Below are 11,549 nucleotides of genomic sequence, written 5' to 3'. Positions count from 1 at the left end.
AGCGGATGCCACTGACGGTGGCCGCTCGAACAGGAGGAGGACGTCATGCGCAGAACCTACTCGGTCATCGCCTGGATCATCGCCGGCGGCGTCGTGGTGCAGGCCGCTTCGATCGCCTTCGGCTTCGGCGGGATGGTCCGGTTTGTACAAGACGGCGGCGTGGTCGACAAGGCCCTCATCGAGAGTCAACAAGCGACATTCACGGGTGATCTTGGCTTCCCGATCCACGCCATGGTCGGCGGGATGGTCATCCCGATCGCAGCCCTCGCGCTGCTCATCATCTCGTTTTTCGTGAAGGTGCGGGGAGCACGCCTCTGGGCGGCCATAGTGTTCGGCCTGGTGGCGTTGCAGATCACCCTCGGTTACTCCATCACCGATATGCCCTACCTCGGCCTGATCCACGGTGCAAATGCCCTCGCCGTGCTGCTTACCGCCGTCAACGCGGCGCTGCACGTCAGGCGTTCCGCCATGGTGGGCCCTGCGGTACCCGCCGCCGATGTCACCGCGCCCTGACCTGGTCCGGCGCCTGGCAGCAGGCATCGCGGTAGCCAGCGTCGTTGGCCTCGGCGCCCTCTGGTGGAGTTCTACCCTCCTGGGCGAGTACTCGGTGATGGCCGTGGGCAGCGGGAACGCCGCCCATGTCCACGACTCAGGCTCAGGTGGCCAGGCGGGTGCCGTCAGCGTCAGTGCGCTGGTCGCGGACCCGCTCCGGTCTCCTGACGTTCGCGTCGAGCTCGTCGCGCGCCAAGGGACGGTCAATATTCCCGGGGGGCGCCCGTTCATGGGCTACACCGTGAACGGCACGTCCCCAGGGCCCACAATCCGTGCCCGGCAGGGAGACCTCGTGGAGGCGGCGTTCGTCAACGAGTCGGTGGAGGCCGGCGCTACCCTGCACTGGCATGGCGTTGACGTGCCCAACGCGGCGGACGGTGTCGCTGGGGTCACCCAGGACGCAGTTCCTGCCGGAGGCCGCCACGTTTACCGGTTCGTCGCGAAGGACGCCGGCACCTACTGGTATCACTCTCACCAGATGTCGCATGAGCAGGTTGAAGGCGGCCTGTTTGGTGCAGTCGTCATCGAGCCCGTCCACCGGCCGGCAAACGGAGGCGACATCGACGCCGTCGCACTGCTGCACATTTACGGCGGCCAGCATACCCTCAACGGGGGTTTGCAGGATGAACATCTGCCGGCGGGAGCGGGCTCCACGGTGCGGGTGCGTGTCATCAATACCGACCAGGGCACAGCGGCAGTCTGGTCAGCCGCTCCCTTTCGTGTGGCGGCCACCGACGGGCACGAGGTGAACGGTCCAGCCGCCGTCGAGAGCCGGACGCTGCTCATCCCCGCGGGCGGCCGGGCAGACGTCACCATGCAGGCCCCGGCTGCTGGCTCGGTGCGCCTTCAGGTAGGCGGTGCCCGGAGTGTCACCATCGGTGATCCGGCTGCCATGGCTCCGCCCTCACGCCAGCCCGGCGGGACCGTCGACCTGCTGGCGTATGGAGCCCCAGCAGCCCCTGCATTCGACGCCCGGCAGCCGGACCGCACCTTCGACTACGTAATCGGGCGCCGCTTTGGCCTCATCGATGGCCGCCCCGGCAACTTCTGGACGATCAACGGCCAGCTCTTCCCGAACGTGCCGATGTTCCATGTGCGCGAGGGGGACATGGTCCTGATGCGCATCAAAAACGACACATCCGAAGTGCATCCGATGCACCTGCACGGCCACCACGCCGTTGTCCTCTCGCGCGACGGCCAATTGGCGTCGGGGAGCCCCTGGTGGGTCGATTCGCTGGATGTCCACCCCGGCCAGTCCTACGAGATAGCCTTCCTCGCCGACAACCCGGGGATCTGGAGCGACCACTGTCACACCCTGGCACACGCCGTCGACGGCCTCGTAGCGCACCTCATGTACGAAGGCGTCACCACACCGTTCACCATCAACGGCGCGCGGGGCAATCAGCCCGAGTAGGGCGCAACACGGGGTCGCAGCCCCAGCCGGGCCACCGCCTCTTCGCGCATCTCCACCTTCCGGACCTTCCCGGAGACGGTCATCGGGAAGCTTTCCCGCACATCCACGTAGCGGGGAATTTTGTAGTGCGCCAGCTTGCCCCGGCAGAAGGCGGCAACATCGGAAGCATCCAGCGGTCCGGCCCCGGGCTTGAGGATGATGCAAGCCATGAGCTCCTCCCCGTACTTGGTGTCAGGCACCCCGATGACCTGCACATCCTGGATGTCCGGGTGGGTGTAAAGGAACTCCTCGATTTCGCGCGGATAGATGTTCTCGCCGCCCCTGATCACCATGTCCTTGATCCTGCCCTCAATGACCACGTAGCCGTCGTCGTCCATCCGGGCAAGGTCGCCGGTGTGCATCCAGCCGTCGGCGTCGATGGCCTCGGCGGTTTTGTCCGTCTGGTTCCAGTACCCTTCCATCACGGCGTAGCCGCGGGTGCACAGCTCCCCGATCTGCCCGCGTTCCAGGACGTCGCCGGAGCCCGGATCAACGATCTTACTTTCCAGGTGCGGCATGGTGCGTCCCACGGTTTCCGTCCGCTGCTCCAGGGTGTCGCCGTCCCGGGTCATCGTGGAAACCGGCGAAGTTTCGGTCATCCCGTAGCAAATGGCAACATCGCGCATGTTCATCTCCGAGATGACCCGGTTCATCACCTCGATGGGGCACAGCGAGCCGGCCATCACCCCGGTGCGGAGCGTGGACAGGTCGTAGGAGGCAAAGTCCGGCAGCGCGAGTTCGGCGATGAACATGGTGGGCACCCCGTACAGCGACGTGCCGCCGAAGTCCTGCACCGCCTCAAGCGCGGCAGCCGGATTGAAGCCGCGGCCCGGGATGATGGTGGCCGCGCCATGGCTCAGCGCATTCAGGTTGCCAATCACCATGCCGAAGCAGTGATAAAACGGCACCGGGATCACCACCCGGTCGTGTTCGGTGTACCCCAGCAGCTCCCCTATCGAGAAGCCGTTGTTCAGGATGTTGTGGTGGGTAAGGGTGGCCCCCTTGGGAAAGCCCGTGGTCCCGGAGGTGTACTGCAGGTTGATGGGATCGTGCGGACTGAGTTCAGCCATGCGTGCCTTCAGGGCGGCATGTCCGACGCCGTCCGCCCGCCTCAGCAGCTCAGCGTAAGTAAGCTCCGCGTCGCTGAGCGGGACGGCGCCGTCGGACCCGTCCCCGCCGGTCCCCTCCCAGCTGGAACCTTTACCGCCGGGCAAGGGAAGGAACACGAGCTCACGCAGGTCGGGGCATTCTGCGAGCGCCTTGCGTGCCATGCCCACATAGTCACTGTTCTGGTCCGCGGGCGCCGTGACCAGCATCCGCATGCCGTTCTGCTTCACTACGAACTCCAGTTCGTGGCTGCGGTAGGCGGGATTGACGTTGACCAGGATCGCGCCCACCTTGGCCGTTGCGTACTGGAGCAGCGTCCACTCGGCGCAGTTCGGGCTCCAGATCCCCACCCTTTCCCCTTTGGCGACGCCCAGGGCGAGCAGCGCGCGTGCCAGCCGGTCCACGTCGTCGTTCATTTTGGTGTAGCTCCACCGCCTGGCGTCAGCGCCGGGCACCGGGGCCGCCTCGATCAGTGCGTCGTGGAGCGGGAACCTGGCCACCATCTGTTCGAAGTTCCCGCCGATGGTCTCCTCGAGCAACGGGACGTCAGTGTCCCCGGCTGTGTAAGCGCGCATGAGGGCACGCTACCAAGCGCCTCCCGGCAATAAAAGCATTTGGGCTGCGCAACAGTGGGATGGCCGGCGTAAACAGGAGCGGGGCCGCAGGCGGTGGCCGGTATTGTGAAAACCATGAGTTCTCCCATTGACCTGCAGGCAACGTTCATCCCCAACGACGGCGAGTTTTACCGTGTAAAGCTGGCCCTGGAAATCGCCATTGACGAGGTGGTGAACGAACCCGGCTGCATCCGTTACGAGCTGACGGAAGCCACCGAGGACAAGCTGGTCCTGACCGAGCAGTGGGCTTCGGAAGAAGACCTGGCGAAGCACTCCAAGGGCATCGCCGTCCAGGACCTGAACGAGTCCCTGAGCGCCCTGCTGGCCGAACCCGTCCAGCTGGAACGCCTCTAACACCCCTCACCTCGTTAACGCGGAAGCGGCGCCCTCCTGATGGAGGGCGCCGCTTCGAAGTTTAAGGAAAGGGTATTGGGATCATGCTTCGGGAATCTGGGTGCCGTCCTGGCGGCCGGGCGCGGCCGCAGCGGCTTCCTCCCGCTGGCGTGCCACGTGGGCGTGGACCTCTTCCATGTCCAGGGCCTTCACGGCGTCAACCACCTGTTCCAGCTGCTGGGCGTTCAGGGCGCCGGGCTGAGAGAACACCAGCACCTTTTCGCGGAAGGCCATGAGCGTGGGAATGGACGAGATACCGGCCTCAGCTGCGAGCTGCTGCTCGGCTTCCGTGTCCACCTTGGTGAAGAGGACATCCGGGTGCTTTTCGGATACGGCCGAGTACGTGGGGCCGAACTGCTTGCAGGGGCCGCACCATTCTGCCCAGAAATCCACCAGGACAATGTCATTGCCCTCAATGGTTGATGCGAACTGTTCGCCGGTGATGTCAAGGGTAGCCATGTTTCAACGGTACGCTCGGCGGCGCGGGATGTCGCGGCAGGAGCCCCCTGTTCGCTTCCCGCGTCATCGGGAATAACCCGGCGCCGTCATGTACAGCAGCTCCGCAAAGCCTTATCTTGGGGTCATCAGCTGCTCTGCCGCAGCAAAGGAGGGCCCATGGCCATTGCTGTCTCCGCCCGCTCCCTTGTGAAGAAGTTTGGCCGCCGGGAAGTGCTGCACGGTGTTGACTTCGATGTGGAGGCCGGCACTGTTTTCGGGGTCATCGGGCCGAACGGCGCGGGCAAGACCACCACCATGCGCTGCCTCCTGGACATCATCCGGCCCAGCGGCGGCGAAGTGCGGGTGCTGGGTGTGGATCCCCGGCGGGGCGGGCCGGAGCTGCGCCGCCGCATCGGCTACCTTCCCGGCGAGTTGTTCCTCGAAGGCAGGGTGACTGGGCGCAGGCTGCTGGCCCACTATGAGGCCATCAGCGGCCCGGTTCCGGCCGGCCGCATTGACGCGCTCGCCGAGCGGCTGGGAGTGGACCTGGACCGCCATACACGCAAGCTGTCCAAAGGCAACAAGCAGAAACTGGGTCTGGTGCAGGCGTTTATGCACCAGCCGGAACTGCTGGTGCTTGATGAGCCCACCAGCGGCCTGGATCCCCTGGTCCAGCAGGAGTTCCATGCCATGGTGCGCGAGGCACGGCACCAGGGCCAGACCATCTTCCTCAGCTCCCATGTCCTCAGCGAGGTCCAGCAGACTGCGGACACGGTGGCCATTCTCCGGGACGGGCGGATCATCACGGTTGAATCCGTCACCGGACTGCGCGAAGGCGCGGTGCGCCGCGTCCGGTTCACCGCGCATGGAATAGCAGCGCGCGACGCCGTTGCGCTGCTCACTGGCGTCCCCGGCGTCGGGCAGGTGGAGGTGCTTGAGGCCGACGGCGCCGTCACGCTGTCCGCCACCCTGGAAGGAGCCATCCAGCCGCTGGTCCGGATGCTTGGCCAGTTGGAACTGACGGACCTAGTCCTCGAAGAGCCCGACCTGGAGGAAGCCGTGCTGAGGATGTATGCCGGCCCGCGGGAGGCGCTCCGGTGAAGACGTCCCTTCCACTGTTCCGCCGGGCCTTCTTTGATCCATGGCGTTCCACTCTTGCCTGGGCGGCCGGCCTCGCCGCGGCGGCGTTCCTGTACCTGCCGCTGTACCCGTCCATCGGCGGGAGTGCCCAGATGCAGGAATTGATGGACGCCCTGCCCGTCGAGATGACCAAAGCGCTGAACTATGACCAGATCGCCACGGGTCCCGGCTACACCCAGGCCACGCTGTTCGGGCTTCTTGGCTTCCTGCTGATGACCATCGCATCGGTGGCGTGGGGCGCCGCCGCCGTGGGCGGCGACGAGGAATCCGGCCAGCTGGAGCTGACACTCGCCCATGGAGTACGGCGCGTGCAGGTGGTGCTGGAACGCGCCCTCGCGCTGCTGCTGCGGTTGCTCATTTTGGCAGGCGTGGTCTTTGTCCTCGTGTCCTTGCTGAACGGGCCGTCCCAGCTGGGAATTGAGCCGGACAACCTGGCGGAGGCCACGGTCCTGTTCGCCGGGCTGGCGCTGCTTAGCGGCACCGCTGCTTTGTGCGCCGGCGCCGTCACCGGCCGCCGGACGTATGGCATCTCCGCCGGCTCGGCGGTGGGAGTTCTCGGATACGTGTTCAACGCCGTCGGCCGGCAAAGCCGGGATGTGGAGTGGCTGCTGGACATCAGCCCGTACCACTGGGCCTACGGCAACTCGCCCGTAGTCAACGGAGCGGACTGGGGCGCGGCCGCGTGGCTGTGGGGTCTCTCGGCGGCACTCGTGGCGATTGCCGCCGTCGCGCTTGAACGGCGGGACGTGGGAGTCTAAGCCGCTGGGGCGATTTCCCGCGTCGGCGTTAGCCCCAGACGTGCGGCGCCGGCGTCCGGCTCCCCGGCAGGGCGCTGGAAGCCCGCCACTCATGGACCCATTCGGGAAGGACCAAGTCCGCCGGGGGCTGGCCGAACTCCCGCAGGATCTCCTCCTGGCTGACGGGCCGGCCCCTGTGGACCAGCCGGGTGGCGATGTGGGCACGGGCGTACACCTCGCCGTCGGCCACCATGCGCTGCTCGAAGTAGATGGCCTTGGCATCCAGGCCAATGATCCGCGTTTCAATGGTGTACAGCTGCCACAACTGGAGGGATTTGCGGAACGAGATGGTCTCCGCGGCCACCACCGGACTCCAGCCGCGGCGGCGCATCCGCTTCCACACACCGCTGCGGACCATCAGGTCGAACCGGCCCAGGTCCATCAGGGACAGGTACATCCCGTTGTTGACGTGCAGGGCGATATCGATGTCCGTGGGCAGCACGCGAAGGGGCAACGACGAGTGGTCCCAGACGGCCAGCGGCGGCCGGCGGGAGGAGGTGATGAGCAGCAGGAGGGTTCTCAACAGCAGGTGCATGCCTACATGTTACCTGCGAGTAACATCGGGGCTGCTGAAGGGCCGCCAAAACCGCTGGTATTCCGGCCTGCTGCGGCAGGTAGTACCCACAGCGGTTTTGCGTATCCGGGACAGCACTCCCAAGTACCGGCCCAAAATATTCGGGTAATCATTACTGGTGCCCGCACCTCCGGCGCTTCCTAGACTCGGGATTCCTAGGACCGAACATGTGCTGGCCTGTTCACCGGGTGGCTTCCGGGTGGCAGCGCCTTCTCGCGGAGCTTCCGTATCTTCTGGGTATGCGGACGCCTCCATCGTGCGCCGGCGGCGGCCCGGCTTGAGGCTGGGCCGCCGGTGCATCACACACGCCGATCCGTCCTGCCCCGCTCCCTGCGCCTTGCAGCTGCCTGGGTGAACCGAATCCCGATGGGCTACCCATGAACCAGCCATATCTTTCTTCTCCCGACGCTCCAAGCCGCAGTTTCGCCACCGATGTCCCCCGCTCCGACTTGACGGCTGGCCGCCCCACCATCAGCAACAAACTCTGGGCCGGGATGGCCACCGCCGCCGTTGTGGCGGCAGTGGGAGTGGGGGCGCTTGCGGCACCGGCCACCCTCGCTCCAGCGGCTACCACGACGGCGGCGGCTCCCGTTGCCGAGGCCGTGCCCCAAGCGCGGGGTACTGTCGCTGATGCTGCGGGTGCCGGTTCTGCGGAGTCTGTCCAGGCGCCGGCGGAAGCGCCCGCTGCTGCCCCGCCTGCCGCGCCCGCCGCGGAGGCAGCACCGCCGGCACCCGCCGTCGAGCCTGCACCCGCCCCTGCCCCTGAGCCGGCACCCGCATCCGCCGCCGGCGGAAACGAGTACACCGTGGTTCCCGGCGATACCGTCGGTTCCATTGCGGCCCGGTTCGGGGTGGACACGAACGCCATGCTCGCCGCGAACGGTCTGGGGCAGTACACCATCATCATCCCCGGACAGACGCTGGTCCTGACCGGCCCGGCCGTTGCCGTACCCATCGCGGCACCTGCTCCTGCACTTGGTCCTGTTTCGGCCCCGGCGCCGGCAGTTGTTCCGGCGCCCGCCCCGGTTGCGGCCGCTCCTGCCGTCCGGACCATTTACGTTGCCGGTGCCGGCGGGCAGTCCATGGTTGATGCCTGCATCGGGCCCATCCACTTCACCCCCAACGACGGCTACTCCCTCTTCATCACGGAGCACGATTTCTGCGGCGGCTGGGCACGGTTCTCCGGAATCGGGGTGGGTGAGACGGTGAGCATTCCGGGCTACGGGACTTACACTGCGACGGCGCGCGGGCAGGTGCCCAACCCGGGGACCACCAACGACGTCATCAATGTGTTCGGCGGTTTCCCCCGTGCAATCCTGCAGACCTGCATCCCGGGAACCAGCCAGATGCTCCTGATTGCCCTGAACTGATAGGCCTGTCGCTGCCGGCCACCTGTATTCCTCAGCTTGTCCGCGGCTCCTAACCTTCAAGGCGGGGATCCGCGGACAAGGCCAGGAGCGGGCATAACTAACGCCACGGAGCGGACCCCGTGGCGTTGGGTTAGGAAAACTTGCCGGTTAGGCGTTCATCGGTTTGCGTTCCGAGATGTGCTCCACGAGCTCGCCGATCCGCTGCTCGGAGTAGTTGCGGGCGATGTCTCCCTGGCTGATGATCCCCACCAACTTGTGGTCGGCGATAACCGGAAGACGGCGGACCTGGTGGGTCTCCATCATTTCGATGGCCGCGTCGACGTTCGCATCCGCGTCAACCCAGTAGGGCCTGCCCGAGGCGAGGTCACGGGCCATCATCCCGCGTGGGTCGCGTCCAGCGGCAACACACTTGAGCACAATGTCACGATCGGTGATCATGCCCCTCAACTTGCCGTCGTCACCGCAGATGGGCAACGATCCACAGTCCAGGTCCAGCATCATCCGCGCAGCATCTGCGAGCGATTGGCTTTCCTTAATACACTGTGCGTCCGTAGTCATGAATTCACGTACGGCACTCATTGGTTCTCCTTTATCGATGGCTGAATCGACGCAGGCATCGGGGCACGCGCGCCGATGGTGCCAGCCTACGCCCGGACCCTGCCGGTGTCGACGGCAGTTTTTCTGCCTTTTGGACGCCGCTCCGGCACCTGTAAGAAGACACGAAAAAGCCTCCGGAACCTGTGGTTCCGGAGGCTTTTCCTTGGGTGGCAGATGAGGGATTCGAACCCCCGTAGGCGTTGCCAGCTGATTTACAGTGATCTGACATGGGTAACCTGCAAGAACCGGCCGCACCTTCTAGCCTGTCATCCCGAGGATTTTGCGGTTTGACCAAGCTCGCGATCACTGCCCATGACCAGTGATCACCGGCGTTGTGTGCTCACGTGGTGATCACGTGAGCTGTTCGGGTAGATCCACGCGTCGCCCAAGGCAGTCAAGACATCCGAATATGCCAAGGACTTACAATCCAGCCCGATGGACCATGGGCTTAGACACGTACCGTCGGCAGCTTGAGCGTCATCGAGAATCATGTATTCAGCATTGTCTAGGGCCAGGTTTGGTACTGAGGACGTGGAATAGACCGATACAGCGATAGCTTCTCCATTGTAAATACATGGCGTTTCTGCCTAGTCCACTCCACCGGCGGACCGATCAGTAGTACAGCCGAAATGCCGTAACTTTCCAGACGCTCCCGACATTGCCGCGCGAGCTGCTTTGTGGGGCAGAGGTAGGCTACTCCCTTCTTATTGACCTGTCGTTGGCACTTACTTATGAGCCCTCGGATCGATGTCTTCCGGCACCTGTCGGCAGCTCGTTGGCGACGTCTGATCTAGTCAAGTTATCGGTATGCCAAACCTTGAAAATCTGTGTCTGGCGAGGCCAAAAGGGACTTGAGCGCGCTGAACGTTGCCCACTTTTCTGTCGCGAGCCCGCCCCTGCTAACGAAGCAGGGGCTCCTTTGCGGACACACGTAATAAGAAACATGACCGGCCCGACTTGGAAATCCCGCACCCGGCGGTCAGAGGAAGGAGCGGATAAAGGCCAGCTTCTCCGCTGAGTCGATTCGGAAGGCATATTGGCCGCCGGTGCACTGCCCATTGCTGAAGGAAAGGAGCGCGAGAACGGTATCCCCGAAGAGAATCGGGCTTCCGGAGTCCCCTTGACACGTCCGGATCCCCGCTGCGTGAGACAAGGAGACGAAGTCGGTCGAGATGACGTTCTTATTGGTGATGATCGACCCCATTGCGGTCTGTCGCCGGAAGTTGTAATCAAAAATCTGCTGCGGCGTACCACCACCCGCGGTATACGCAATCACGCCATATCCAACGTAGGTAACCGAGGGGTTCTTCAGTGTGGTCACTTGTCCAACGGTTGGGAGTTGGGCATAGCGCGGAAGCTCGATCGGCTGGTCCAGGACTAGGACCGCCAGGTCGTTCTTGTCGTACCCGGGCAAACCTTTACCACACGCTGCGCAGAAGCCTGGGTAGACGTAAGCCGTTGCCGCTACTTTTCCGTCGAAGCCTTCCAGGCCTGTATCGAAGGTGAAGCCGCTGCCGTCAAGGTCATAGAAGAAATGAATTTCTGTCGGGCCCTCGGTCTCAGTGACGCAGTGTGCGGCGGTGAGTACGACCGTAGGGCTGATGGCGACGGCCGTGCAATATCCTGCCCCTAGGTCGTCAACGACTTGGATGAAGCCGACGTAGGGATGGCGGCTGCCGTCATCTGTGCCTCCAATGATGGCTCCCGCCATAGTTGCGGGAAAAAGAACACCTACAATGGACAGCACCAGAACGATCAGAACACGCATCACGCCAGACCTTGCCGCTCGGCCACCACCGCTCCTCCGTTCGACACGTCCACGTGCCGCTGGACGGACTGAACGCTCGCCTCGACAAGTTTCAAAACTCATTGTCTGTCCCTAACTACTAGTGGAATTGCAGCAGCCCGCAAATTTTGTTCCTGATCACCGAGTAACGTCTAGGCCCAGACGAGACCCAAGCGTGTGCATATACGGTGGCGCAAGACTGGCTGAGCCCATAGTTGTAAGGGCGAACAATATTCATGGGCCCCACAATTGACACGATGTCGGCTTAGTGCCATCATCGACCGCCCTCTGCGGAGCGTCAAGATCTTTTAGGACGATCGACCTACCCCTTAAAAAGGAGGGGGCATGAGTAGGCTCGGAATCCCCTCCCGTCAGACGGCCAGCCGGACCGTCGGGAGGCACCCGGTGTGTAGGTGGTGCCGTCCCGGAGCATGGCGAATACAGGATTCTTCAGCGGAAATGCTCGCGGCATGCCTGAGTCAACGGCTGGCACTATAGTGTCCGAGCGGGCGAGCCTATAACGGTCGCAGGGTCTCGATGGTGAGAAATCCACATCTCCTTTCGGAGGGAATCAATGGCTGCAAGGCTTGCGTCTGTTGCCCTAATCCCGGCTGGTCTTTGGCGCGTCGCGCTCCGCTACCCCACTCGGCACCCCTTCTGAACTAGTAAAGCTTCCGTTGGTTTGGGTTACCTCAAACATAGGCAGGTCAGACGCAATTTTCCTCCGC

At 64.1% G+C, this 11,549-nt stretch carries 11 protein-coding genes; 6 read left to right on the top strand and 5 right to left on the bottom strand.

The genetic code is table 11. The features are described 5' to 3' along the window. Positions 1-45 precede the first annotated feature (45 nt). A complete protein-coding gene (locus QF047_RS04805; protein ID WP_307274516.1) occupies positions 46-513 on the top strand; it encodes a hypothetical protein in 468 nt (155 codons plus the stop codon). Continuing rightward, entirely contained in the window at positions 497-1,966 is a 1,470-nt protein-coding gene (locus QF047_RS04800) for a multicopper oxidase family protein (protein WP_307274514.1), read from the top strand. The genes QF047_RS04805 and QF047_RS04800 overlap by 17 nt, the downstream gene beginning before the upstream one ends. Here the strand turns inward: QF047_RS04800 and QF047_RS04795 are convergent. Continuing rightward, positions 1,954-3,687 carry an AMP-binding protein gene (locus tag QF047_RS04795; protein ID WP_307274512.1) on the bottom strand — a complete coding sequence of 578 codons (1,734 nt, stop codon included), beginning with the start codon at positions 3,685-3,687 and terminating at the stop codon, positions 1,954-1,956. The two genes, QF047_RS04800 and QF047_RS04795, sit on opposite strands and share 13 nt — an antisense overlap. A gap of 114 nt (positions 3,688-3,801) precedes the next feature. Between QF047_RS04795 and QF047_RS04790 the strand changes: the two genes are divergently transcribed. Then, a complete protein-coding gene (locus tag QF047_RS04790; protein WP_306634977.1) occupies positions 3,802-4,080 on the top strand; it encodes a putative quinol monooxygenase in 279 nt (92 codons plus the stop codon). Positions 4,081-4,161: 81 nt separating this feature from the next. Here QF047_RS04790 and QF047_RS04785 read toward each other — a convergent pair whose 3' ends face one another. Next, complete coding sequence (locus QF047_RS04785; protein WP_306634978.1) at positions 4,162-4,578, bottom strand: co-chaperone YbbN; 417 nt, start codon at positions 4,576-4,578, stop codon at positions 4,162-4,164. Positions 4,579-4,734: 156 nt separating this feature from the next. Here QF047_RS04785 and QF047_RS04780 point away from each other — a divergent pair, with 156 nt between their 5' ends. Beyond that, positions 4,735-5,658 (top strand): ABC transporter ATP-binding protein, encoded by a 924-nt coding sequence (locus QF047_RS04780; RefSeq protein ID WP_307274508.1) that lies wholly within the window; start codon positions 4,735-4,737, stop codon positions 5,656-5,658. Next, positions 5,655-6,455 (top strand): ABC transporter permease subunit, encoded by an 801-nt coding sequence (locus QF047_RS04775; RefSeq protein WP_307274506.1) that lies wholly within the window; start codon positions 5,655-5,657, stop codon positions 6,453-6,455. Before QF047_RS04780 ends, QF047_RS04775 begins: the two co-directional genes overlap by 4 nt. Positions 6,456-6,483: 28 nt before the next feature. Here QF047_RS04775 and QF047_RS04770 read toward each other — a convergent pair whose 3' ends face one another. Continuing rightward, the gene (locus QF047_RS04770) at positions 6,484-7,029 is read right to left on the bottom strand and encodes a thioesterase family protein (protein ID WP_307274504.1); all 546 of its coding nucleotides are present in this window, start codon (positions 7,027-7,029) and stop codon (positions 6,484-6,486) included. 416 nt (positions 7,030-7,445) lie between these two features. Between QF047_RS04770 and QF047_RS04765 the strand changes: the two genes are divergently transcribed. Continuing rightward, complete coding sequence (locus QF047_RS04765) at positions 7,446-8,438, top strand: LysM domain-containing protein (protein WP_307274501.1); 993 nt, start codon at positions 7,446-7,448, stop codon at positions 8,436-8,438. Between the two features lie 147 nt (positions 8,439-8,585). Here the strand turns inward: QF047_RS04765 and QF047_RS04760 are convergent, their stop codons facing one another. Then, a complete protein-coding gene (locus QF047_RS04760) occupies positions 8,586-9,017 on the bottom strand; it encodes a CBS domain-containing protein (protein WP_307274499.1) in 432 nt (143 codons plus the stop codon). Positions 9,018-10,014: 997 nt separating this feature from the next. Next, positions 10,015-10,803 carry a trypsin-like serine protease gene (locus tag QF047_RS04755; protein ID WP_307274497.1) on the bottom strand — a complete coding sequence of 263 codons (789 nt, stop codon included), beginning with the start codon at positions 10,801-10,803 and terminating at the stop codon, positions 10,015-10,017. Between the last annotated feature and the right edge of the window lie 746 nt (positions 10,804-11,549).

The sequence above is a fragment of the Arthrobacter sp. W4I7 genome (assembly GCF_030816215.1).
GTDB lineage: Bacteria > Actinomycetota > Actinomycetes > Actinomycetales > Micrococcaceae > Arthrobacter > Arthrobacter siccitolerans_A.
The sequence above is the reverse complement of the archived record's forward strand: the minus strand, read 5'-3'. Positions and strand labels throughout refer to the sequence as shown.

What these genes read in the sequence shown, in the direction of transcription:
- QF047_RS04805 (WP_307274516.1), top strand. Translation starts at nt 46, where the DNA reads ATGCGCAGAACCTACTCGGTCATCGCCTGGATCATCGCCGGCGGCGTC.
- QF047_RS04800 (WP_307274514.1), top strand. Translation starts at nt 497, where the DNA reads ATGTCACCGCGCCCTGACCTGGTCCGGCGCCTGGCAGCAGGCATCGCG.
- QF047_RS04795 (WP_307274512.1), bottom strand. Translation starts at nt 3,687, where the DNA reads ATGCGCGCTTACACAGCCGGGGACACTGACGTCCCGTTGCTCGAGGAG.
- QF047_RS04790 (WP_306634977.1), top strand. Translation starts at nt 3,802, where the DNA reads ATGAGTTCTCCCATTGACCTGCAGGCAACGTTCATCCCCAACGACGGC.
- QF047_RS04785 (WP_306634978.1), bottom strand. Translation starts at nt 4,578, where the DNA reads ATGGCTACCCTTGACATCACCGGCGAACAGTTCGCATCAACCATTGAG.
- QF047_RS04780 (WP_307274508.1), top strand. Translation starts at nt 4,735, where the DNA reads ATGGCCATTGCTGTCTCCGCCCGCTCCCTTGTGAAGAAGTTTGGCCGC.
- QF047_RS04770 (WP_307274504.1), bottom strand. Translation starts at nt 7,029, where the DNA reads ATGCACCTGCTGTTGAGAACCCTCCTGCTGCTCATCACCTCCTCCCGC.
- QF047_RS04765 (WP_307274501.1), top strand. Translation starts at nt 7,446, where the DNA reads ATGAACCAGCCATATCTTTCTTCTCCCGACGCTCCAAGCCGCAGTTTC.
- QF047_RS04760 (WP_307274499.1), bottom strand. Translation starts at nt 9,017, where the DNA reads ATGAGTGCCGTACGTGAATTCATGACTACGGACGCACAGTGTATTAAG.
- QF047_RS04755 (WP_307274497.1), bottom strand. Translation starts at nt 10,803, where the DNA reads ATGCGTGTTCTGATCGTTCTGGTGCTGTCCATTGTAGGTGTTCTTTTT.